The sequence below is a fragment of the Binatus soli (SeqCode) genome, from assembly GCF_050015535.1.
GTDB lineage: Bacteria > Desulfobacterota > Binatia > Binatales > Binataceae > Binatus > Binatus soli.
On record NZ_JBEKBF010000003.1, the window covers coordinates 169,674 to 190,845 of the forward strand.

Genomic DNA, 21,172 nt, shown 5'->3' on the forward strand with positions numbered 1-21,172 from the left:
CGTCTAGCGCGGGCGGCCAAGCAGACTCATCGCGCGGCGTGCGATCGCGCGAGCGGCAGGTCGGCGCACCCGGCTATAACTGGGCCAGTCGTTAAAGTCGATAATCGCAAAACGATCGCCACTCAAGACCGCGTCGCCACCCCATGCCTCGAGCCCAAGCGCGGCGGCTGCCGCCAAAGCCGCTTCCGACAGCGCGCGCACAGCGGCTTCGGCAACTTCCTCACCTTCGGGTTGAATGGTGAAATAGGAAACTCCACTGACGCCGTAAAATTTGACGACCCGGCCGACGACTTCCTGCTGCAGGTAGGCGAAGCGGATTCCGCGCCGTACGAAATCGGCGAGAATCGATTCGACCTCGGCGCGATCGGCCGCCCGCTGCACATCTTCAGGGGCGAGCGCATGCAAGTCGCCGCGCTTGACGAACACGCCCGCCGACAAATCCAGCCCGGCCAGCTTGCGCGCATCAAGCGGCTCGTCTGCCTCCACCAGCGCGCCCGGGGGAGTCGGCACTCCGGCCCGCTCCAGCCCCGGCGCGAGCAGATCGCGGTAGCAGTTGCGAATCGAGAGCGCGGAGTTGATCGCGACCGCTCCCGCCTGCTCGACTTCGGCCAGACGCTTGAGCGCGCGCGCACCCTGGCACATCGGCAGTACGATATCGACGCGGGTGGCTGCGGCCATCGCGAAGCTGACCGCATCCATCGCCTGAATCTCGACGCCTTCGCGCTTCAGCTCCGACAAGGTGGCGTCAAGAATCGCGGCGTCGGCCTCGACCTTGCCCGGTGAAAATTCGGGTTCCCGATAAATTCCCAAAGCTCGATAACTCATGGCATCTTCCGTATAGCGATGCGCGCGGCGTCGAGGTCCGACGCTTCATCGACGTCGATCGATCCTTCGATTTCAATCGCATCCAGTTGCATTCCGCGCTCGATGATCAGCGCGAGAAAGCGGCGGAGCGCGTCGAGTCCCACGCGGCGCGCGTCAGCGGCGTAGTCAAAAACTCGTGTCGACAGGAAATAGAGTCCCGCCGTCACCATAGAAGTCTGCCGGTTGCCGAGCCGCAGGATCAAGCCATTTTCTGTTACATCGGCGAAAAGCGGCTTGTCCTCGCCGCGCCATCGCGTGACGGCCAGCACGCCTGCCAATTTTTTTTCGCTGCAATCCTCGATTTTCCGGCGCGATTCATTAACAAAACGCGCCAATTCCGCCTGCGGAATTACGGCGTCCACGGTCGCCGCGATAAACCATCCCGGTTCCAGCACGTCGGCCAGCGACAGCATCGTTTCCATCGAGTTGGCAGTGTCGCGAACGACGAGCCGGACCGACGGCGGAATCTCCAGGGCCGTTGCGTCTTCGCTCGCAACCCGCGCCGTCTCGGAGTTGATCACCGCAACAACCGAGGATGCTCCCGCCTCGGTAAGCGCACGCGCCTGCCGCAAGAGCATCGCCTCGCCGCCCAGCTTGACGAGCGGCTTGGGAATATCGTCGCGCGTCGAGTTGCGCAGCCGCTCGCCGCGGCCGGCGGCAATAATCGCACCTTGCAATCCCTTCACCATTGAATTTGCGCAACTTCGTCGATCGATCGGATCGTGATGTCGGCGGCGGTGTCCGGCTGGGAAGCACCATCGCCCCATTGCGATTCAGTGGTGCGCAGCCAGACGGTCCGCATTCCGAGTCTGTGTGCGGGTGCGCAATCCTTGGCGAGAGAATCGCCAATCATCGCGGTCGATTCGGGCGCGCAATGCATTTTTTCCAGCGCGGCTTCGAAGATGCCCGCCTCGGGCTTGAAAATTCCAACGCGCGATGAATCGGCAACCGCGTCGAAGAATCGATCCAGTTTCGCCTCCACCAGGATGCCGTCGAGATTTCCATAGAAGTTAGATACGACGCCCATTTTGAAGCGACCCTTGAGCGTGCCGATGACGTCGCGGCTATGCGCCAGTCCGGCAGACGTCTCGCGGACGAAAGAGTTCGTGACGCGCTCGACGAATCGATGGCGTCCTGCGGCGCCGGAGTTGCCGAGTATCGCTCGAAGCGTGTGCGGGCCGCTTTTCCGGAGGTATTCGAATTGGTGGCCAACCAGGAATCGCACCAGGTCCGTCATCCCGAAGCGCGCCACGATCCTGGTCGCGCCGTATCCGATTCGCGTTGCATGCTCGAAGGCCGGGTCGAGTTCGGCGCGCGAAATTTCGATTCCCGCGGCGCGGTAGCTTGAGAGAAACCGATCGAGCCAATGCGCAGGCCCGTCGAGCGTGCCGCCAAAATCGAATAGCAGAGCGGTAATCGTGGCCATGAATCCGTCAGTTTATCAGCCGCGGCAGGCTGCCTCTAGTTCGATGCCGATTAAAAGTTGCGGCGAATCGGAAAGCAGCGCCGTTTCGATCGACGATGTGCTCGAGAGCAGCGATGAAATAAGCTTGATACAGCGACCGAATTCATAATTCGGAATGGAAGTTAGTAGCAGGCCTACTTCCGCTCGCATTACGGCTATGTTACCGTGACGCCAATTGCAGAAGACGGGGGAAAACCGGGTTCAAATAAGACGTTGGTGATTGATACTGCTCTAATCGCTGCACCCGATCGCGCGAATAACGCGGTCTTCGGCCGCCCGCTGTTAGAGCGGCTGATGATTAATTGCGAACGCGCCGGGATCAAACGGTTTGTCGTGGCGGCGCCACGCGAGCTGTATCCGGACGTCGCTCGCGCGATGGGCCGGTTCAAAGATCGCGACACGGTCTCGATGGTCGAATCGTTCAGTGAGATTCTGAATCGTCGGAATGCGCAGGGATTGGGCATCGACCCGTCATCGCCGTGCGTATCCTTTTCTGGAAACCTGGTATTTGCGAAGTCGCAGTTGGCCCGGCTCCTGGACGCCCACGCCTCCAATCCGCGATTGGTGCATCGGACAGTCAGCACGGATCTCGACCAGGGCGGCGAAATCGCGACCGGTCCGATCGGCGAGATTCTCAAGAGCGGGGGAACTTCGACCCGGCTCGCGGCGCCGGCGGCGAGTCTGCTGCCGTTCGCGCTGAACGGGCGACCCGACGATCGCGAAGAAGCGGAACTGCGGCTGGCGAAATCGATTCGCGAGGAATCGGCCCACAAAGACGCGCCGATGGCGCGATGGGTTGACCGCCGGATTTCGTGGCGAATCAGCTACTGGCTCGCGCAGACCCGCGTCACGCCCAACATGGTCACGGTCGCCAACACGGCGTTCGGCCTGACGTGCGCCTGGATGTTCTCGGTTCCGAATTACTGGATGCGGCTGTTCGCGGCAATTTTCTTTTTGATCTCGATCACGATCGATGGCGTCGATGGCGAACTGGCGCGGCTTAAAATGGTCGAGAGCGAGTTTGGCGGCGCGCTCGATATAGCCACCGACAATATTGTGCACGTCGCCGTTTTCGTAGGCTTGCTCGTGGGATGCTACCGGGTGGACCACAGCCGCGCTTACCTGTACCTGATTCCGATCCTGCTCGGCGGATTCATGATGTGCGTTTACGCGACCTGGCGCGCCTTCAAGATAAAGGGCGCGCAGGCGGCGGCGTGGCTGGACAAAGTCGATCGATGGAGCGGGCGCGATTTCGCCTACCTGGTCGTGGTCCTGGCAATAGCTAATCGGCTGGAGTACTTCGCATGGGGCACGGCATTCGGCAGTTACGTGTTTGCCCTGGTCCTGATCTGGATTACCGGCCGGACCGCATCGTCAATCGTCAATCGTCGATCGTCAATCGTCAATGGAGACTGAAAGCCTGTAGCAAGGCGAAGCAAGCCCTGCAGGCAGAGGAAGTATGAACGGCAAGAAGCCCCGAATTCTGTTGGTGCAACCCACCACCGTCCATCTCGACGGCACTCCGCATAAGACCCGCTGGCGGCTAATCATGGGCCTGATGATTCCGCTGATGGCGGGACTGACGCCCGACGATTACGACGTAACGCTATGTGACGAACGTCTCGAGGACATCAATTTCGACGGTGGATGGGACCTGGTCGGCATGACGACGACGATCGGCGCGTCGCTGCGCGCGTACCAACTCGGCGACGAGTTCCGCAAGCGCGGCATCCCGGTCGTGTTCGGCGGATTCCATGCGACGCTGCAGGCCGAAGAGGCTCTCCAGCATTGCGACGCGGTGGTGAAGGGCGAGGCCGACCTGGTGTGGCCCGAACTGCTGCAGGATTGGCGCGACGGCAAACTCAAGCACATTTACAAGTCCGACAAGCTGCACGATCTGAAGAACCTGCCACGGCCGCGCCACGAGCTGCTCAAGCTTAACCGCTACCTGTTCAAGGCGGTGCCGGTGCAGGCAAGCCGCGGATGCCCTTATCGGTGCTCGTTCTGCGAGATTCCGGTCTTCTACGACGGCGCGTATCGGACGCGGCCGATCGAGGACATCGTCGAGGAGATAAAGCAGGTCGTCAAGATTACCGGCTTCAAGCGCTTTCAGTTCATCGACGATCAGATCACGGGCAAGCACAAGTTCGCGCGCGAGCTGTTCAAGGCGCTCGAGCCGCTCAACATCCGCTTCTCGTGCCTGTGGACGATCAACTCGAATCACGACGACGAGTTGCTGGAACTGGCGGCCAAGGCGGGGGTCTTCCACGTCAACATCGGGGTCGAATCGATCAGCCAGGACAGCCTGCTGTCGATGAACAAGATTCAGAATCACGCGGGCCATTACAAGAAGCTGCTCAAGAAGCTGGAAAAATACGGGATTTACTATTCGCTCAACTTCATGTTCGGGCTGGAAGAGGACCGTCCGGAAATTTTCGACGACACGCTCAAGTTCCTGCACGAGGTCAAGGCGCCCGAGGCGTTCTTCAACACCGTGACGCCGCGCAGGGGCACGCCGATGCGCACGCAGCTCGAGGACGAGGGCCGCGTGATCATCCCCGACGCCGACCTCTACACCAACAACTTCCGCTGCATGTTCGTGCCCAAGAACATGTCGCCGCAGGAAGTCGAAGAAGGCGTGTGGCGATGCACCAAGGAGTTCTACTCGCTCAAGTCGATGTTCAAGCGCCTCCTGATGCCGCCGGGGAAATTCACCTGGCAGGGACTGACTGAGAATATGCTTTTCTACTGGGGCGCCAAGCGGCAGATCGACCCGGTTGATTATTATTAGGCCAGCCCGGATTTGATCTTAAAGACTCTCGCGATCCTGGTGCTTGCCGCGGCGCTCGAAGTGGGCGGCGACGCGCTCATCCGGATAGGACTTCGCGGACCGGCCTACTGGATGGCGGCGGGTGGACTCGTTCTTTTCGCCTACGGAGTGCTGGTCAATCTGAGCGGTGTCGATTTCAATCGACTGATGGGAATCTACATCGCGGTCTTCTTCGTAGTGTCGCAGGTTATCTCGTTCATTCTTTTCAGGCAGATTCCCGACGACAGAATCCTGCTGGGCGGTGGATTCATCGTAACCGGCGGCCTGCTGATTCTGCTGATGACGTGAGCGGGATCGTTCGCACTCGATAGCTTCTGCTCATTCCACTGAGACGAAGCCGAGCTTGACGCTCTATCCCATTTATGGGATACTTTCGCATGGGCGAGCCGCCGAAACGAAAACCAGTAAGGTTCGTGGGCGGTTCGCAATCAGATCTCCAGAGATTTCCGAAGAAAGTTACGCTCGTAGTCGGAACCGCGCTGACCGCGGCGCAACTAGGTGGAAAGCACAAAGACGCGAAGCCAATGAAAGGATTCGGCGGTGCGAGCGTGGTCGAGATCGTTGATGACTTCGACGGGGACACGCTTCGAACGGTTTATACGGTGCGATTTGCCGATGTGGTTTATGTCCTACACGCATTCCAAAAGAAGTCGAAAAAGGGAATCGAGACTCCGAAGAGCGACCTCGATCTAATCAAGCAGAGGCTCAAAGTCGCGGAGCAGGACTACAAGTCCGGAAAGAAGTGAAAGGAGCGGATCGATGGAAATGGTGACCAGAGGCAGCGGCAATGTGTTCCGCGATCTCGGACTGGCGGATGCAGACGTGCTTCAGGCAAAAGCCGACCTGGTTTTCAAAATCTCCGCGATTATCGAGAAGAGAGAACTCAGCCAGGTCGAAGCTGCGCAGATTCTCGGCGTAACTCAGCCTAAAATATCTGCACTGCTCCGAGGGCATCTCGACGGATTTTCGCTTGAGCGAATCATGCGGTTTCTAGCCGCACTTGACCAAAGGGTCGAGATCAAAGTTCGGCCGAAATCCCGACGCGATCGTGCGGTGGCAGTGGCGTAGCCGGCGGCCTCCTGACTCTCGATGACCTAACTCCGCCCTTACCGGTTGACGTAGTTATACTCGTCAATTCGCTTTAGGAGTGTCTTCTCCGAGAGCCAAGCGCGACGCGGCGAATCGTCCGCTGCGAGGGCTTCTTTCAACGGCGCGGCAAATTCTTTTATCCGGTGGCAGAAAACGATGTATGCCACGCTTGGCCAGGTCGAGTACCGACACTTCCAATTGCACGCGATGTCACTGTCCCATGCCGGAAAGAACCGCGGAGCTAAGAGATGGAGCGCCTTCCCAACTGAGACAGGACTCTGCTTCCCGTCTAAAGTTTTTTTCAGTCGAGCTAGCAATTCGATGAATGTTCCCGCTATTGCTTCGTGAGTGCTTGCGTCCAATGAGGAAATATCTTCTCTGTGAAATCTATCGATTTTCTGCCAGTTGTTTCCCAACCATTCTTCAACGCCTCGCTCGTTGAAACCGCTCGGGCCATAAAACTGCTGATTCCAAACTCGCAATAGCACGTTCAACCCATCTACGACCTTTTGTAAGTGAGGAGGATTACTCCATCCTTCGTGCACCAGGGTGGTAGCGATTCTATAAGCGGAATCCCAGCCGCCGTTTTCGTACTCGTGGCAGCTCCTCTCAAGGTCTGTGAGAGATATGTGCGGCACGGTGAACGGATTACGTTTTACAAATTTGCGAATTTCGTCCTCAAGCAGCATGGCGCATCCTCGGCGAGGGGTCTTTGCGATCAGTTCGTTATCGAAGAGGCTACACCTCGCGGCGGGTTCACGGCGAGAGTCCACAAATCGTTTGCGAGAGATGACTGGCGGGCGCGGTTACGGCTGCAGCACGGCGTTGTCGATTAGCCGCGTCTTGCCGACGCGGGCCGCTATCGCGACTAGAATCGGACGATCGAGCGACGGATGACGCGCAAGCGTCTCGGCATCAACAGCTTCGACGTATTCGATCGCAATTCCTTTCATCCGGTTGAGCACACGAGTCGCCGCGAACACGATTTCCTCGGCGCAGCATGGGCCCGCGCGATGCTTCTCGCGGGCTGCGCGGATCGCGAGGCTCAGCGCCAGCGCGTCTTCGCGCTCGGCGCTTGAGAGGTAGGCGTTGCGCGAACTCATCGCGAGGCCGTCCTTTTCGCGCACGATAGGCACCGGAATAATTTCGACGTCGAAGTTAAGGTCACGGACCATCCGCTGGATCGCGCGCAGCTGCTGGAAATCCTTCTCGCCGAAAACCGCCAGATGCGGTTTGACGATGTTGAACAGCTTGGCGACCACGGTAGTCACGCCGCGGAAATGGCCGGGGCGATGAGGCCCGCACAGGCCGCTGGTAATCTCGCCGACGTCGACAAAGGTCTGCGCGTCGGGCGAGTACATCGCACTCGGCTCCGGCGCGAACACCACGTCCACCGGCACGGTCTGGAGCATCGCGCAGTCGCGCTCGAAGTTGCGCGGATAGCGCGCGAAGTCCTCGCCGGGTCCGAACTGGGTGGGATTGACGAAGATCGACGCGACCAGAACCGCGGATCGGCGCCGGCCCTCGCGCATCAGCACCAGATGCCCCTCGTGCAGACAGCCCATCGTGGGGACCAGCCCGATTCGTTCACCACGTTGAAGCGCGTCACTGGAATAACGGGTCATCTCGCCGGGCGAGGTAATGACCATCATCGCGAGGCGCCCCTCGATTCGGCGTAACAATGTTCCGGCGCCGGAAACGCGCGTTCCTTCACTTCGCGCACGTAGGTGCTTGCAGCGGCCGCGGACTCGTTCCACAGATGCGCGAACGGCTTGGCGAAGCGCGGCGCGCACGACTCGCCGAGGCCAAGCATATCGTGCATCACGAGCACCTGGCCGTCGCAATCGGGCCCGGCGCCGATGCCGATGGTCGGGATAGCGACGCGGGCGGTTATCTCGCGCGCCAACGACGGTGGCACGCCCTCGACGACGATCGCGAATGCGCCCGCGGCTTCGAGTGCGGCGGCGTCTTCGAGCAGGCGTTCGCGGCATCCGGGCGCGCGGCCGGATTTGCGGCCTTGCACGCGATGCCCGCCCATCCGATGAACCGACTGGGGCGTCAGTCCGACGTGGCCCATCACCGGAATATCGACAGCCGTGATTCTCGCCACCGCTTCGGCTATCGCGACGCCGCCTTCGAGCTTCACCGCCTCAGCGCCGCCTTCCTTGACGAGACGGCCGGCGTTGCGCAACGCGTCTTCGGGACTTACCTGATACGATAGGAACGGCATGTCGGCGACGACCAGCGCCCGGCGTCGCGCGCGCGCAACTGCACGAGTGTGGTAGATGACCTCGTCGATGGTGACGGCGAGGGTGTTGGCCTCGCCGCGCACCGCCATGGCGAGACTATCGCCGACCAGGAGCAGATCGACGCCGCAGTTGTCGAAGATTCTGGCGAATGGAAAGTCGTACGCGGTCAGCATCGTGATCGGCTGCCGCGCGGCCTTCATGCGCGCGAGATCGGGCACGCGAACTTTGTCTTGCGTCATATTCTCTCCCAAACGATCCTGTCGCTCCAAGAAAATCGGGGCTGCCGCGTACCCGGCAACCCCGCATCAGAGCAACCTCGAATGAACGAGCGCTCGAATCACTCGGAGTCCCGGTCCAAACATCGGATCCAGGCGCGAGCAGACGCCAAATGTCATCGCCTCCGCACGGGAGGCACTCAACTCAACACCGTCTCGCCGGGAAAAGTCTTCCTCGACGGGCGAGATAAAGAAATATAGAGAAAGTCGCCGGGCGCGTAAAGCTCGGGAGGCTCGATCAGTTGGTGGCTTGCAAAACGTCGGCCGGCACCGGCATCGTCACCTGGAGGCGTTTGCCGTTGCGCACTACGCTTAAGTAGATCACCTCGCCCGGCTGAAGGTCGCGCATGCGGTCCTGGAAGTCGAGAAAGTTGGTCACACGCGAGCCGTCGACGCCGATGATCATGTCGTAGCTCTCGCCGATTTGCATGTAGTCCAACGCGGGAATGACCACCACCGCCAATCCACCAGAGAAAACCGCTCCCACCATCGCAGCCGCGGCAAGCGCGTCATGGACGGTGTGACTGTAGGGGTGCAAGCCAACCGCCGCGGCCGGGCTGCCTTTTTCGACGGCAATAACCAGCAGGCCCTCAGCCTCTTCGCCGGATTTGAGCGTGCGCCGCGCTTCACGCAATTGCATTCCGAATGGAGTCGAAAGCTCGCCCTCGCTGTCGAACTGCTGCAAGCTCCTGAGCTGCTCGGGCGGCAACCCGCTCTGCTCCTCCTGATAACGCGCGACTTCGCTGTTCTCATTGGATGGCTGCGAATCCGCATGGCTCGGCGGCTGCTGCTGCGACGCGTCGGCAGGATTGGCGGGCGGAATCTCCGCGGTGCCGGGCTGCGCGCCGTCGAGATCGGGCGGCGTCGCAACCATGTTCGATGGGCCAGTGGCGGTCGCGGAATCGGCGGATGGCGCGATGGCAGTGCGCGCAGGCGATGGCGCAGCGGCTTCCGCGATCGGGGCGCCAGCGCCGGACCCCGCAGTTGGGGCAGACGCGGCGGCTGATGCGGCTGCCGTCTTCCACGTCTCGGAGGCGGCGGTTTCGGCGCCCGACTGCGCAGCCGCGGGCGCGCTTGCGAACAGAACGAGCAGCATCGCGGCGATCGATGCGCCAAAAGCGCGATACTCCCGCGCTTTGCTAGTTAGCACTCCAGCGCTTTTCATGCTCCACCACGCGGCCCTCTCGCTCGAGCTTTCGCAGATGAGAGCGGACCGAGCTTGCCGCGGCAAGATGCAGATACTCAGGAACGTCAACGTAGATCTTCTTCACGATCGCCATCGCCTCGAGCGGTCCCGCACTGTGCGCGAGCGCCTCGAGCACCTGGCGTTCGCGCAATTCGCGATGAGCGATGTATTGGCCGATCTTCTCTTTGGGATTGCGGATGACCGGGCCGTGCCCGGGATAAATCGTCTCGATATCCAGCGCGAGCAGGCGCCTGAGCGAATCCATGTACTCGCCGAGGTCGCCAGTATCGTCGGGAATGACTGTAGTACCTGCGCCCAGCACGACGTCCCCCGTGAACAATGCGCGCTCTTCTTCCAAGTAATAGCACAAGTGATCGGGCGAATGCCCGGGAGTAAATACCGCGCGCAGGGTGGCGCCTTCGGTGTGAACTACGGCGTCGTGGCCGATCACGGAAATCGCGCCCGCCGGAGCATCGTGGCCCTCCCACGGCATCTTCAATACTTCCATCTCGCCGAATCTTTCGATCACCTGGCGCACGCCTCCCAGATGATCGACGTGTGCATGAGTCAGGACGATTCGTTCGAGTTCGATACTGCCGGAGAGTTCCTTGAGCGCCGCTTCGAGCAGGTCGGCGTATATCGCGACGCCCTGGCCCGTGTCGAGCAGTAGCGGCCGCTTCGAGGCGCCCACTATGTAGGTGTTCGTGCCGGGTCCCGTAAATGGACTCGGATTGTGGCCGAGCACGGTCGCAACGCGCGGTGATATCCGCGAGTAATCCGGCATCTTGAGACCGATCATCGAATCGGTCACAACTCGCCCGGGCGTGCTCATCGAACCTCCCTCAAAAGCTAGCGCCGGTTGCGCTCAAAGATCAGCCTGAGTCCCTTTAATGTCAGAAACTCGTCAACTTCTTCAATCGTTTCGCTCTCGGGCGCAATAAGCTCGGCGAGACCGCCGGTCGCGATGACGCGCGCCTTTTCGCCGCGCTCCTTCTGGATGCGCCCGACCAGCCCGTCCACCAGGGCGGTGTAGCCGAAGATCACCCCGGACTGAATCGAGCCGACCGTGGTGCGGCCGACAACCTCGCGCGGGCGAACCAGCTCGACGCGATAGAGCTTGGCGGCGTGCTCGATCAACGCGTTCATCGAGACGCCCAAGCCGGGAGCGATCGCACCACCGGCGTACTCGCCCTTGCCGGTCACGTAGTCGAAAGTGGTCGCGGTGCCAAAATCGACGACGATAGATGCGCATTCGTAGCGCTCGTAGGCGGCAACCGCGTTGACGATTCGGTCGGCGCCCACTTCCTTGGGATTCTCGTAGAGGATTGGCATGCCGGTTTTGATCCCAGGCCCCACCATCAGCGGAGCGCAATGGAAATATCGCTCAGCGACTTGCTCCATCACCTTGTTGAGGGGGGGGACCACGCACGCGATCGCAACCCCTTCAGGCTTGAGGCTGCCCTCCAGGCCCGCCGCCGCCCAGAGAGTGTTGAGCAGCGCGCCATGCTCATCGGTGGTGCGATCGGGAACGGTCGAGATGCGCCAGTGATTGCGCAAGCGCTCGCCTTCGTAAATTCCAATCACGGTATCGGTGTTGCCAACGTCAACCGTTATCAGCATGACAAATCTCCGTCCGCGCACCGCCGTCGATAGTGACGCGAGCGGGCCAAGATAATAGCGCGTGAACTCGGCGTAAACGAAACGGCTGACGAGGCGCCGTTAATGATGCAATCCGAACGACGGATGCGACATCGTCATCCCCATCATCGGATTGCCCGCCGGGTGGCTGAACGGGGACATCGAAGGAGAAATCATCCACGGGCCGGGATTCAGCGGCGGGCGCGCAGCCTGAGTCAGCGGGCTGCTCATCGGCGCGTAGGCCGACGCGGGAAGCGACGACGGTCTGTTCATCGTTCCTACCGCGACAGTCATCGGGTAGGGATACACCGCGCATGGGACCCCGTAAGCTTCTTCATTCTGGTAATCGTCGAGCGTGCCCCAATCCTGATTGGGCCCGCGAGCGTCGGCGGTGTCGTCATCGAGGGTAGGCGGCGCACCCGGCGACGATGCGTTGACGGCCTGGCCATCGGCGTCGGCGTCCTCATCGCTGCCGTCGGCGCAGGGGACTGATACGCCGTCGTTGGCGCACGTCAGCTGCGGAATCTCCAGGACCTTTTCCGCCATTCCCGCACCCTCATCGACGGCAGGCCCGGTCCCTTCCCAACCGGCATCTGCCCCCGCGGCGGAATCCTCGGCATCCTGCGAAAACGCGGCGCGCGCGCTCACAAGGACGGTCATCGCGAGCGCTGCGAATATTGCAACGATCAATCGCGCCGGCCGCATGCTCATAAATTTTACACTACCACTCGATTCGTCGAGCGCCAAGGAATCTGCGGTGCGCTTGCGCGGAGGTTTGCACACTAGCCGCCAGCGGCTAAGATCCGGCGCTATGTCGGAAGCAAAAGTCGCATTGGTAACCGGCGCAGGCCGCGGCATCGGCCGCGACATCGCGCTTCGAATGGCAAAAGAAGGCTACGCGGTCGGGCTGATCGCCCGCACCAAGTCGCAGCTTGACGAAACCGCCGAATTAATTCGCGCCCAAGGCGGCAAAGCAGTCGTGACGCCGACCGACGTCTCGCGCCGCGATCAGGTCGTCGCCGCGGTCGAGACGGTCGAACGCGAGCTCGGACCGATCTCCGTGTTGATTAACAACGCGGGCGCGTATCTTCGCAAGCGCTTCACCGAAATTACCGAACAGGATTTCGACTTCCAGCTCAAGGTGAACGCATACGGACCGTTCTTCTGCACGCAAGCCGTCATCGGCAAGATGGCCGAGCGCAAGGCCGGCACCGTGATTTTCGTGCTGGGATCGGAGTCGCGCAGCGGACCGGCGCAATACTCCGCCTACAACGCGTCGAAGCTGGCGCAGCGCGCGATTGCGGAGTCAGTCGCCTACGAGTTCATGCATCTCGGCGTGCATGCTGCCGCACTCGACGTGGACGGCGCCGTGGACAGTGCGCGAGTGCGGGAGTCGATGCCCGACGTGGATCCGTCGCAGTTCGTTCCGCCCGCGGCGATATGCGACGAGATCGTGCACCTGATCGATCAGTCGAAAAGCGCGTGGACGTTTCAGGTCGATTTGCGGTCGTTCGTGCAATGGCGTCCGCGCGTCGCGCCGAAGAAAAAAACCTGATCCGGCGAGCAACGAAAAACGAAAAACGAAAGACGAAAAACGAAAAATCGCGCGGGCAGTCGAGTTGCGCGCCGCTGCTTTTGATGCGCACGCGGGTGTGGTCTTGCCGGGAGCGAAAATATAATGTGTCGGCCTGACGTTCGCGTGACGCGGCCTGCCGCTCGCGCGACGTTCCTCGCGTCGGGGTGTGGCGCAGCCTGGTAGCGCACACGCTTGGGGTGCGTGTGGTCGCCGGTTCAAATCCGGCCACCCCGACCAACTAAAGGCCCCTTTGCGATAGGTGAGTCCGGGCACGCGCCTGCACTGACACGCCACGGTTTGGTTTGCGCAAACGCTATCAATATTGGTATAAAATTCGCTTACTTGTAAACATCGGAAGTGTTAGCAGTTTAAGTTGTGCTGCATGGTTTCCTCTTCAAACATGGATGAGAAGCAAATGAACAAGTATGCAGGGAAAGCGCGGATCGGCGTGATCGCAATGCTCGGCGTGGCCGCGTTTGCGATTGTCGGCCTTCATCGTTCTTCAGGCCGCGCCTATAGCGCGGACTCCACCCCGGCGCCGCTCTTCGTTACGGACAAGTGCAGCCACGCCGTGACGGCATATGCCGCCACGAGCAACGGCGATGTCTCCCCGCTGGCCCCCGTCCCTACCGGCCTCGCCGAGCCGGAATTTGTGGCCATTGATCCGAATGGGAACATTTACGCCACCAACGCCTGCAACAACACCATCACCATTTATGCCAAGGGGAGCAAAGGCGACGCCTCCCCCAGCGCCACCATCGGCGGGAGCAACACCGGCCTGAGCAGTCCATCGGGCATCGCGTGGGATTCCCTCGGCAACATCTATGTGGCGAACTACGGCAGCAACAGCGTGACGGTCTATCCTTCCCGGGCCAACCTCCCCAGCCAGCCCAATTATCCCAACGTGACGCCCTCCGCCACCATCATCGGGAGCAACACCGGCCTGAACCACCCACAAGGCATCGCGGTGGATTCCACCTTCGGCAACATCTATGTGGCGGACTGGGGCGCCGCCGGCGTGACGGTCTATCCTCCCCTGCCCAGCCTCCCCAGCCAGCCCGGTTATCCCAACGTGACGCCCTCCGCCACCATCAGCGGGAGCAACACCAGCCTGACCTCCCCATACGGCATCGCGGTGGATCCCAGCGGCTACATATATGTGGCGGATTGGGGCAGCTCGAGCGTGTTGGTCTTTCTGCCGCTGGGAAGCAGCACCGGGCTGCCCAACGAGGCCCCCACCGCCACCATCAGCGGTGGCAGCACCCGCCTATACCTCCCGACCGGCATCGCGCTGGATTCCTTCGGCAACATCTATGTGGCGGACTACGGCGGCCAGAGCGTGTTTATCTATCCTTCCCGGCCCAACCTCCCCAGCCAGGCCGGTTATCCCAACGTCGCCCCCAGCACCTTTATCAGCGGGAGCAATACCGGCCTGATCTCCCCGGCAGGCATCGCGGTGGATCCCAGCGGCAACATCTATGTGGCGGATGCAATCGCCGAGAGCCTGTTTGTCTATTCGGCGGGGAACAGCGGCAATGTCCATCCCAGCTCCGCCACCATCAGCACGACCATGACCACCGGCCTGAGCTACCCACAAGGCATCGCGCTGGATTCCAGCGGCAAAATCTATGTGGCGGACTGCCCTGCCTGTTATGGTGAAGAAAGCGGCGCCCCCAGCGTGTTTGTCTATCCGGCGGGGAGCAACGGCAGTGGCGCCCCCCTTAACATCATCAGCGGGAGCAGCACCGGCCTGAACCAACCAGAAGGCATCGCGGCGGATTCCAGCGGCAACATCTATGTGGCGGACGCCGGTGACGGTGATTGCGATGGCACCGAGGGCGTGTATGTCTACCCGGCCGGGAGCACCGGCGACGCCTCCCCCAGCGCCACCATCAGCGGAGGCGGCACCGGCCTGTGCTATCCATTCGGCATCGCGCTCGATTCCAGCGGCCAAATCTACGTGGCGGACCTGGAGGCCGTCAGTGTGCTTGTCTATTCGGCGGTAAGCCCGAGCTGCACTTCTGCGAAACCTTGCTTCATTACCGGGGCAATCAACGCCATCAGCGGGCCCAAGACCGACCTGACGTTCCCACAAGGCATCGCGCTGGATTCCATCGGCAACATCTACGTGGCGGACTACGGCGCCAAGAGCGTGTTTGCCTATCCGGCGCTGGGAAGCAGCTCCGGGAACGAATCCCCCACCGCCATTATCAGCGGCACCGGCACCGACCTGACGTTCCCACAAGGCATCGCGCTGGATTCCAGCGGCAACATCTATGTGGCGGATGAAGACGCCGGGAGCGTGTTTACCTATCCGCCGCCGGGAGGCTCCGGATGGATCACCGGCTCGCCGGCGACGTACAGCGTGGCCCCCACCGCCACCATAAGCGGTCCACAGACAGAACTGGGCGAGCCTCTGTTCATCGGCATCCAGCCGCCGGCTGTCCCCACGCCGACCGCAACTGCAACACCGACGGCGACCGCCACGGCGACCGCAACTCCAACGGCGACAGCAACCGCGACGCTAACCGCCACGCCAACCGCATCTCAGACCGCGACCGCCACTGCCAGCGCCACCGCGACGGCATCGGCGACAGCAACTGCGACCGCAACGGCAACAGCGACCGTATCTCCCACGGCGACTCAAACCGCGACGGCAACCGCCAGCGCGACGCCGACCGCAACAGCGACAGCAACCGCCACCGCGACGGCAACTCCCACTGCCACTCAAACCCCGACTGCGACACCGACTCCGATCTCGGCGAAGCTGACTATCAGTCCCAGTTCGCTGGTATTCGGAAAAACGGTGGTAGTCGGAACCACCAGCGCGCCCAAGACGGTCACGATCACGAACGCGGGTAAGAAGAAAAAAGGTTTGGCGGTGAGCATCGAGAGCGAGAGCGCATCGCCGCCGGTGTTCGCGGTCAAGTCGGGATGCGAAGAAACGCTCGCACCCGGCAAGAGCTGCAAGGTATCGGTGACCTTCACGCCGGCGAACACGACGCGGCAGACTGGAAGCCTGAAGATTGTTGACAACGTGATCGGCTCGCCGCAGTCCGTTTCGCTGTCGGGAACCGGAAAGGCCAAGAAGAAAAAATAGAACGGCAGACAAGCGCTCCGCTGTAGCGATTGGCTTTCCTGTCAGGCGGGACCTGCGGAGCCTCGCTGGCGGCGTCCTCGAGCTGCACCTACACCATGACGTTCACGCCGAGCATCGTTGGAGCGGAGAGCGCGACCCTCGGGGTCAGCGCAGGTGCTGGCGATCTGGCCAGCCCGCACTACGTGAGCCTCAGCGGCACGGGCTCATAGGCGGGAGCGATCGGGCGCTAATCGAGCACATCAGCGAATGGCCGGTGGCGGAATCGACGCGCACGTTGACGGTGTCGCCCGCGACGGTGTCGACGGCAAAGATTGCCGTCTTGAACTGCGGCGTCTTGCCCGCCATCATGCCGCCGCCGCGCCGCGCCGGTCCTTCGACCAGCACGGGGAACTCCCGGCCGACCATCGCGCGATTGCGCGCCAGCGACATCTCCTCCTGGAGCGCGATCAATACCGTGAGCCTGCGGCCCTTCTCTTCCTCGCTGACAGAATCGCCGAGCCGGAAGGCGCGGGTATGCTCACGCACCGAATAGTTGAACATGAAGGCGGAGTCGTAGCCGACCGCGCGCATGACAGCGATCGTCGCCTCGAAGTCCGACTCCTCCTCGCCGTGAAAGCCGGCGATAATGTCGGTCGAAAGCGCGATCGCGGGAATTGCCGCGCGCACGCGCGCAACCAGGTCTAGGTAATCCGCAACCGTGTAGCCGCGTTCCATCGCGGCCAGAATCCTGTCCGATCCCGACTGGATCGGCAGATGCAGATGGGGCTGGACCTTCGGCTCTGTCGCCATCGCCTCGATGACCGACTCGCTCATGTCGCTGGGATGCGGCGACGTGAAGCGAATCCGCTCGATCCCGCCGATCGACGCGATCATCTTGAGCAGCGCGCCGAAGCCGGTGTCTCCGAAGCGGTAAGCGTTGACGGTTTGTCCGAGCAGGACGACCTCTTTCACACCGCGCCCGGCGAGTTCGCCAATCTCGCGCATCAGATCGGACGGAGGAATCGAGCGCTCGCGGCCGCGCACGTACGGCACCACGCAGAACGCGCAGAACTTGTCGCATCCACGCATCGCGGTCACGTAAGCGCGAACGCCGCCGCCGTAGTCGGGAGTGATATCGGCGTAAGTCTCGGCGCGATCGAGGCGGACGTCGATCGAAGCGTCATAGCCGGCGCGGCCGAGCATCTCGGGCAGGCGGCGATAACTGTCCGGCCCGGCGACCACGTCGAGGAACGCGGCCTTTTCCATGATCGCGACGCGGTTGTGCTGCGCCATGCATCCGAGCAGCCCGATTTTGACTTCAGGCCGCGCGTGCTTGATTCGCGCCAGGTCGCCGAGCCGCCCGAGTACGCGCTCTTCGGCATGCTCGCGAATAGCGCAGGTGTTGAGCAGGATCACGTCGGCATCTTCGGCCCCGTCGGCGCTGACGTAACCGGCGCGACGCAAGACGGCGCTGACCGTTTGCGAATCGGCGACATTCATCTGACATCCGTAGGTTTCCAGATAAACCCGCGGACGGGGATGACTTGCAGCGCGATCATTCATAAGACGGGAGGAAATCTTAGGCCACGCCCGCGAGTCGATACAACGGCAGGGGTGACCCCTGCACCCACCGTTAACGCCGCGCTCCGTTGTCGCGCGCGGCCACTGCCAACGGCTTAATACTGCGCTGCCGTCGCCACGGCCAGGGGAGGGTTGCCGGGAATCGTCGCGCTGTTTAAGTTTCTGCACATGCGAGAGCATCGCAGGCCATCGTTCGAGCGGATGGAAGCTTCCCTGCTGGCGTGTCCGCAATGCAAGCGGGCAGTGAAGGTGCGCAAGCGCCTGCTGCTCGTCCTGCCGCAGGGCGACAAGTACCTGTACGTATGCCCTGATTGCGGTTCCACGTGCGGCGAGACGATCGAGACGCCGCCGCCGGCGGGAACCCGATTGCAGGGGTGACCCCTGCACCCAATGTCAAGGCCGCCCGCCGCTGGCGGGCGCGGCCTCTGCCGCGGGCGCGCAGTTTCTTAATGCTGGCCAGCCGTCGCCACGGCCGGTGCGTGGTAGCCCATCGTGTGCACGGATGCGGGCTCGATCACGTAGGTGACGCGGACCACGCCGGGCTGGCGGAACGGATACTTGTCGAGCCCCAGGTACTTGTTGGTGAGGCTGTCGATATGGGCGTCGGCGCCCTTCTCGGTTTCGCCGACGACCGGTCCGCGTATTCCCAGGTAGCGGAAAGGATTTTCCGGATCGATGATGGCCAGGGCGACCTTCGCGCCGACCTTCATATTGTGCGCTTTTACCGTTCCGCGCGCGGTGTTGATGCGGATTTTCCCGTCGGTGTAGTCGAACCATACGGGGGTCACTTGCGGCGACCCGTCGGGCATCAGGGTGGCGATAATGGCAAGCGCCTTCTTGGAGGTGAGGAGGTCAAGATAATTCTCGGGGATCGTTTTCGATGCCATCGGCGATACTCCTTGAATGACGGGTCTCTGGTCCAGATTAGACGATCGCTCACCCGAGGCAACCGTCGCGACCAGATGGGCCGGACGCCAATCAGCCACAAGATGCCGGATAAATTTGACACCCACATTTGCATGGGTTAATAGGCAAGCTTAAGCTCAAACCTTGGAATGCGGCGCGGGGAATCGCCCGATTGCGCCCAGGGAGTATTTTGCGATGGCGCTGTTCACAAAAGAGCCGGAAAAGAACCCAAAAATTCAACCCACCACGGCGCCGTATGCCTCGTCGACGTCGCCTGTGCCCGCATCATCGACTTCCACAGTGCCTCCACGAGCCAACGGGCCTGCTTCGTCCGAGGGACGCGCCTATCTCGATCGTGGATCGAAAATCATCGGCAAAATCTCGTTCGAGGGCCCCGCGCGAATCGACGGCGAGGTCGACGGCGAGATCAACGCAAAGGACAGCCTCTTGATTGGCGAGTCCGCGGTGGTGACCGCCCAGATACGCGCCGCCTCGGTCTCGATTGCGGGCAAGGTCAGCGGCGATGTCGTCGCGACCCAGCGAATCGAAATCCGTCCTTCGGCGAAGGTGAGCGGAAACATTACGGCGCCCGTGCTTTCGGTTCAGGAGGGCGCGCAGTTCGAGGGGCATTGCTCGATGCAGCCCGAGGGTATCCGCGAAGATCGCAAAGTTACAGTATTCCCCAAGGAGGAGCGCGTGGTGCAGGCCGCCGGAGGGCTGAAGCAGGCCTGAATTGCCCCGGCCGGTTCAGCCAGGATAGTCCGCGTTCCCCAGGTTCCGATGATGGAGAGAATCCCGAAAATCCCCCCAGGGGAGACGCCGTAACATGCATATCCCGCCGAATTGGGGGACGTTTTTTGCCCTGATTGTTTCGTTCCTGGTTTTCTGGTTTATATTCAGCCGATTATTTTTTCGCCCTTTCTTGAATCTGCTCTCCGAACGTGAGCGCAAATTCAAGGATTTGAACGATAACACCGAGCGATTGATCAAGCAGGCTCGCGCAGCCCATGAGGAATGCGATGCGCGGCTCGCCGCAGTCCGGCAGGGCGCAATCGCGCGGCGCGAGACCGAGCGCCGCAAGGCCGAATCCGAAGCCGTGCAAATGATGGAAGCGGCCAAGGCTGAGGCGCGGGAGATGCTCGAGCAGGCGCGGGTCAAAATAGAAACAGAGCTCAAGGCGGCCGAGCGAGAACTCGAGCAGATGGGACATAGCCTTGCGTCCGAGCTTGCCGAACGCGTGCTGGGCCGCCCGCTCGGCGGTGGCGCGGCGACGGGCAAAAGCAACTAAGCGCGACTGATTCAACACCCGATGAAGAAGTGGATCACATCGGCGGCGATTTTCGCTGCCGCTTTTTTTCCGGCCGCCGCCTTTGCCGCCGAGGATGCGGGCGCGGAGCACGGCTCATGGCTGTCGCTGGCCTTCTTCGCGATCAACTTCATCCTGTTTGTGGGGGTGCTGGTCTATTTCGCCGGTCCTCCGGCGCGGAAGTTCTTTGCCGATCGCGCCGTCACGATTCGCACCGGCCTGTCCCGCGCGGCAGGCGCATTCGCCGAAGCTGAGGAGTTGGCCAACAAGGCGGCGGCGCGGATGGCTGCGCTCGCGGCGGAACTAAAGAAGGTCGCGGACGAACTGGAACGGGAAACTGCTTTCCAGGTCGGCAAGGTCGCCGAGCTGGCGAAATCGACGGCCGATCGAATCCACCGCGACACCGCGATGAGCAGTTCCGCGCTCTCAGAAGCGGCGCGCCGCCGCGTGCGCGCGCAGCTTGCCGAATCCGCCGCGACGCTGGCGCGCGATCTGATCGGGCGCAATTTTCAAACCACCGACCAGGGCCGGCTCATCGACGGCTTCATGGACGAGCTTGCCCCGGGTGACCGGCAATGAAAGGTTCGCGAGTCGCCAGGCGCTACGCGCGCGCCCTGCTCGATCTGGCGGACAAGGGCAGCGAGGAAAAGTGGGGCGTCGAGCTCGAGCGGCTGGCCGCGATGGTCGATTCGCCCGAGCTCCTCGAGCGCCTCGCATCGCCCGAGCTGGCCGAGCAATCGCGGCAGGAGGCGATGGCGAAAATTGCCGAGCGCCTCAATCTCAGCTTCCCGCTGCGCTCGTTTGCGGTGGTGGTCGCGCGCCACGGGCGGATTCGTGAGCTCGGCGCGATAGCCGAGTCGTATCGCGACTTGCTCGATCGGGCGATGGGCCGTGAGCGCGCGACCCTGATCTTTGCGATTCAACCGTCGGACGCGGAGGTTGCGCGGGTGGTGGGCGGACTCGAAAAGATCGCGGCGCTGAAAATTATTCCAACCGTGAAAATCGACCCCGCGCTGCTCGGCGGCGTGACCGCGGAATTGGGCGGAAAAATCTACGACGGCAGCCTTGCAACTCGCCTCGCGGAGGCAAAGCGCCGGCTTGCAGGCTAGCCGGGAACAAACGACATCA

The 21,172-nt window shown here is 61.9% G+C and carries 24 protein-coding genes and 1 tRNA gene; 13 read left to right on the plus strand and 12 right to left on the minus strand.

Annotated elements, in window-relative coordinates:
- Positions 1 to 3 precede the first annotated feature (3 nt).
- Genes ABR989_RS03465 through ABR989_RS03475 form a run of 3 tightly spaced genes read right to left on the minus strand, consistent with a single transcriptional unit; the run spans position 4 to position 2,290 of the window.
- Positions 4 to 825 (minus strand): ATP-grasp domain-containing protein, encoded by an 822-nt coding sequence (locus tag ABR989_RS03465; RefSeq protein WP_428125744.1) that lies wholly within the window; start codon positions 823 to 825, stop codon positions 4 to 6.
- Complete coding sequence (locus tag ABR989_RS03470) at positions 822 to 1,553, minus strand: NTP transferase domain-containing protein (RefSeq protein ID WP_428125745.1); 732 nt, start codon at positions 1,551 to 1,553, stop codon at positions 822 to 824. The genes ABR989_RS03465 and ABR989_RS03470 overlap by 4 nt, the downstream gene beginning before the upstream one ends.
- The gene (locus ABR989_RS03475; RefSeq protein WP_428125746.1) at positions 1,547 to 2,290 is read right to left on the minus strand and encodes an HAD family hydrolase; all 744 of its coding nucleotides are present in this window, start codon (positions 2,288 to 2,290) and stop codon (positions 1,547 to 1,549) included. Before ABR989_RS03475 ends, ABR989_RS03470 begins: the two co-directional genes overlap by 7 nt.
- Positions 2,291 to 2,623: 333 nt before the next feature.
- Between ABR989_RS03475 and ABR989_RS03480 the strand changes: the two genes are divergently transcribed.
- From ABR989_RS03480 to ABR989_RS03500, 5 genes are all read left to right on the plus strand, one after another.
- Complete coding sequence (locus tag ABR989_RS03480) at positions 2,624 to 3,745, plus strand: CDP-alcohol phosphatidyltransferase family protein (protein ID WP_428125747.1); 1,122 nt, start codon at positions 2,624 to 2,626, stop codon at positions 3,743 to 3,745.
- 43 nt (positions 3,746 to 3,788) lie between these two features.
- Positions 3,789 to 5,120, plus strand: a complete 1,332-nt coding sequence (locus tag ABR989_RS03485) for a B12-binding domain-containing radical SAM protein (RefSeq protein WP_428125748.1) — start codon at positions 3,789 to 3,791, stop codon at positions 5,118 to 5,120.
- A 12-nt stretch (positions 5,121 to 5,132) separates the two neighbouring features.
- On the plus strand, positions 5,133 to 5,447 hold the full coding sequence (locus ABR989_RS03490) for a hypothetical protein (protein ID WP_428125749.1): 315 nt from the start codon (positions 5,133 to 5,135) through the stop codon (positions 5,445 to 5,447).
- A gap of 89 nt (positions 5,448 to 5,536) precedes the next feature.
- A complete protein-coding gene (locus ABR989_RS03495) occupies positions 5,537 to 5,905 on the plus strand; it encodes a type II toxin-antitoxin system RelE/ParE family toxin (RefSeq protein ID WP_428125832.1) in 369 nt (122 codons plus the stop codon).
- 13 nt (positions 5,906 to 5,918) lie between these two features.
- Positions 5,919 to 6,227, plus strand: coding sequence for a helix-turn-helix domain-containing protein (locus ABR989_RS03500; RefSeq protein WP_428125750.1), 309 nt, complete (start codon positions 5,919 to 5,921; stop codon positions 6,225 to 6,227).
- Positions 6,228 to 6,265: 38 nt separating this feature from the next.
- On the opposite strand, the gene ABR989_RS03505 is transcribed toward ABR989_RS03500, so the two are convergent.
- The 7 genes from ABR989_RS03505 to ABR989_RS03535 form a co-directional block, all read right to left on the minus strand.
- Entirely contained in the window at positions 6,266 to 6,937 is a 672-nt protein-coding gene (locus ABR989_RS03505) for a hypothetical protein (protein ID WP_428125751.1), read from the minus strand.
- Between the two features lie 117 nt (positions 6,938 to 7,054).
- On the minus strand, positions 7,055 to 7,900 hold the full coding sequence (gene panC / locus ABR989_RS03510) for a pantoate--beta-alanine ligase (protein WP_428125752.1): 846 nt from the start codon (positions 7,898 to 7,900) through the stop codon (positions 7,055 to 7,057).
- Positions 7,897 to 8,736: a 3-methyl-2-oxobutanoate hydroxymethyltransferase gene (panB, locus tag ABR989_RS03515; RefSeq protein ID WP_428125753.1), complete on the minus strand. Its 840-nt coding sequence runs from the start codon at positions 8,734 to 8,736 to the stop codon at positions 7,897 to 7,899. The genes panC and panB overlap by 4 nt, the downstream gene beginning before the upstream one ends.
- Positions 8,737 to 9,010: 274 nt before the next feature.
- Positions 9,011 to 9,922, minus strand: a complete 912-nt coding sequence (locus ABR989_RS03520; protein ID WP_428125755.1) for a PDZ domain-containing protein — start codon at positions 9,920 to 9,922, stop codon at positions 9,011 to 9,013.
- Positions 9,912 to 10,790 (minus strand): MBL fold metallo-hydrolase, encoded by an 879-nt coding sequence (locus tag ABR989_RS03525; protein WP_428125756.1) that lies wholly within the window; start codon positions 10,788 to 10,790, stop codon positions 9,912 to 9,914. The genes ABR989_RS03520 and ABR989_RS03525 overlap by 11 nt, the downstream gene beginning before the upstream one ends.
- A 17-nt stretch (positions 10,791 to 10,807) precedes the next feature.
- Positions 10,808 to 11,578: a type III pantothenate kinase gene (locus ABR989_RS03530; RefSeq protein WP_428125757.1), complete on the minus strand. Its 771-nt coding sequence runs from the start codon at positions 11,576 to 11,578 to the stop codon at positions 10,808 to 10,810.
- 99 nt (positions 11,579 to 11,677) lie between these two features.
- Positions 11,678 to 12,307: a hypothetical protein gene (locus tag ABR989_RS03535; protein WP_428125758.1), complete on the minus strand. Its 630-nt coding sequence runs from the start codon at positions 12,305 to 12,307 to the stop codon at positions 11,678 to 11,680.
- 100 nt (positions 12,308 to 12,407) lie between these two features.
- Here ABR989_RS03535 and ABR989_RS03540 point away from each other — a divergent pair, with 100 nt between their 5' ends.
- From ABR989_RS03540 to ABR989_RS03550, 3 genes are all read left to right on the plus strand, one after another.
- Entirely contained in the window at positions 12,408 to 13,151 is a 744-nt protein-coding gene (locus ABR989_RS03540) for an SDR family NAD(P)-dependent oxidoreductase (RefSeq protein ID WP_428125759.1), read from the plus strand.
- A gap of 181 nt (positions 13,152 to 13,332) precedes the next feature.
- Positions 13,333 to 13,409, plus strand: a tRNA-Pro gene (locus ABR989_RS03545).
- Positions 13,410 to 13,587: 178 nt separating this feature from the next.
- Positions 13,588 to 16,272 (plus strand): SBBP repeat-containing protein, encoded by a 2,685-nt coding sequence (locus ABR989_RS03550; protein WP_428125761.1) that lies wholly within the window; start codon positions 13,588 to 13,590, stop codon positions 16,270 to 16,272.
- 189 nt (positions 16,273 to 16,461) lie between these two features.
- Here the strand turns inward: ABR989_RS03550 and miaB are convergent, their stop codons facing one another.
- Positions 16,462 to 18,012, minus strand: coding sequence for a tRNA (N6-isopentenyl adenosine(37)-C2)-methylthiotransferase MiaB (miaB, locus tag ABR989_RS03555; protein WP_428125762.1), 1,551 nt, complete (start codon positions 18,010 to 18,012; stop codon positions 16,462 to 16,464).
- On the opposite strand from miaB, the gene ABR989_RS03560 reads away from it, so the two are divergent.
- Positions 17,965 to 18,210: a hypothetical protein gene (locus tag ABR989_RS03560; protein ID WP_428125764.1), complete on the plus strand. Its 246-nt coding sequence runs from the start codon at positions 17,965 to 17,967 to the stop codon at positions 18,208 to 18,210. The two genes, miaB and ABR989_RS03560, sit on opposite strands and share 48 nt — an antisense overlap.
- A gap of 68 nt (positions 18,211 to 18,278) precedes the next feature.
- Here ABR989_RS03560 and ABR989_RS03565 read toward each other — a convergent pair whose 3' ends face one another.
- Positions 18,279 to 18,719: a PPOX class F420-dependent oxidoreductase gene (locus tag ABR989_RS03565; RefSeq protein WP_428125766.1), complete on the minus strand. Its 441-nt coding sequence runs from the start codon at positions 18,717 to 18,719 to the stop codon at positions 18,279 to 18,281.
- A gap of 214 nt (positions 18,720 to 18,933) precedes the next feature.
- Here ABR989_RS03565 and ABR989_RS03570 point away from each other — a divergent pair, with 214 nt between their 5' ends.
- The 4 genes from ABR989_RS03570 to atpH all read left to right on the plus strand — a co-directional run bounded on the left by ABR989_RS03570 (position 18,934) and on the right by atpH (position 21,153).
- Positions 18,934 to 19,470, plus strand: a complete 537-nt coding sequence (locus ABR989_RS03570; protein ID WP_428125767.1) for a bactofilin family protein — start codon at positions 18,934 to 18,936, stop codon at positions 19,468 to 19,470.
- 94 nt (positions 19,471 to 19,564) lie between these two features.
- Entirely contained in the window at positions 19,565 to 20,026 is a 462-nt protein-coding gene (locus ABR989_RS03575) for a F0F1 ATP synthase subunit B (RefSeq protein WP_428125768.1), read from the plus strand.
- Positions 20,027 to 20,047: 21 nt separating this feature from the next.
- Positions 20,048 to 20,623, plus strand: a complete 576-nt coding sequence (locus tag ABR989_RS03580) for a F0F1 ATP synthase subunit B (protein WP_428125769.1) — start codon at positions 20,048 to 20,050, stop codon at positions 20,621 to 20,623.
- Complete coding sequence (atpH, locus tag ABR989_RS03585) at positions 20,620 to 21,153, plus strand: ATP synthase F1 subunit delta (protein WP_428125771.1); 534 nt, start codon at positions 20,620 to 20,622, stop codon at positions 21,151 to 21,153. Before ABR989_RS03580 ends, atpH begins: the two co-directional genes overlap by 4 nt.
- The last annotated feature ends 19 nt before the right edge of the window (positions 21,154 to 21,172 follow it).

Coding starts and splice junctions, on each gene's coding strand:
- ABR989_RS03465 (WP_428125744.1), bottom strand. CDS start 825: ATGAGTTATCGAGCTTTGGGAATTTATCGGGAACCCGAATTTTCACCG.
- ABR989_RS03470 (WP_428125745.1), bottom strand. CDS start 1,553: ATGGTGAAGGGATTGCAAGGTGCGATTATTGCCGCCGGCCGCGGCGAG.
- ABR989_RS03475 (WP_428125746.1), bottom strand. CDS start 2,290: ATGGCCACGATTACCGCTCTGCTATTCGATTTTGGCGGCACGCTCGAC.
- ABR989_RS03480 (WP_428125747.1), top strand. CDS start 2,624: ATGATTAATTGCGAACGCGCCGGGATCAAACGGTTTGTCGTGGCGGCG.
- ABR989_RS03485 (WP_428125748.1), top strand. CDS start 3,789: ATGAACGGCAAGAAGCCCCGAATTCTGTTGGTGCAACCCACCACCGTC.
- ABR989_RS03495 (WP_428125832.1), top strand. CDS start 5,537: ATGGGCGAGCCGCCGAAACGAAAACCAGTAAGGTTCGTGGGCGGTTCG.
- ABR989_RS03500 (WP_428125750.1), top strand. CDS start 5,919: ATGGAAATGGTGACCAGAGGCAGCGGCAATGTGTTCCGCGATCTCGGA.
- ABR989_RS03505 (WP_428125751.1), bottom strand. CDS start 6,937: ATGCTGCTTGAGGACGAAATTCGCAAATTTGTAAAACGTAATCCGTTC.
- panC (WP_428125752.1), bottom strand. CDS start 7,900: ATGATGGTCATTACCTCGCCCGGCGAGATGACCCGTTATTCCAGTGAC.
- panB (WP_428125753.1), bottom strand. CDS start 8,736: ATGACGCAAGACAAAGTTCGCGTGCCCGATCTCGCGCGCATGAAGGCC.
- ABR989_RS03525 (WP_428125756.1), bottom strand. CDS start 10,790: ATGAGCACGCCCGGGCGAGTTGTGACCGATTCGATGATCGGTCTCAAG.
- ABR989_RS03530 (WP_428125757.1), bottom strand. CDS start 11,578: ATGCTGATAACGGTTGACGTTGGCAACACCGATACCGTGATTGGAATT.
- ABR989_RS03535 (WP_428125758.1), bottom strand. CDS start 12,307: ATGAGCATGCGGCCGGCGCGATTGATCGTTGCAATATTCGCAGCGCTC.
- ABR989_RS03540 (WP_428125759.1), top strand. CDS start 12,408: ATGTCGGAAGCAAAAGTCGCATTGGTAACCGGCGCAGGCCGCGGCATC.
- ABR989_RS03550 (WP_428125761.1), top strand. CDS start 13,588: ATGAACAAGTATGCAGGGAAAGCGCGGATCGGCGTGATCGCAATGCTC.
- miaB (WP_428125762.1), bottom strand. CDS start 18,012: ATGCTCTCGCATGTGCAGAAACTTAAACAGCGCGACGATTCCCGGCAA.
- ABR989_RS03565 (WP_428125766.1), bottom strand. CDS start 18,719: ATGGCATCGAAAACGATCCCCGAGAATTATCTTGACCTCCTCACCTCC.
- ABR989_RS03570 (WP_428125767.1), top strand. CDS start 18,934: ATGGCGCTGTTCACAAAAGAGCCGGAAAAGAACCCAAAAATTCAACCC.
- ABR989_RS03575 (WP_428125768.1), top strand. CDS start 19,565: ATGCATATCCCGCCGAATTGGGGGACGTTTTTTGCCCTGATTGTTTCG.
- ABR989_RS03580 (WP_428125769.1), top strand. CDS start 20,048: ATGAAGAAGTGGATCACATCGGCGGCGATTTTCGCTGCCGCTTTTTTT.
- atpH (WP_428125771.1), top strand. CDS start 20,620: ATGAAAGGTTCGCGAGTCGCCAGGCGCTACGCGCGCGCCCTGCTCGAT.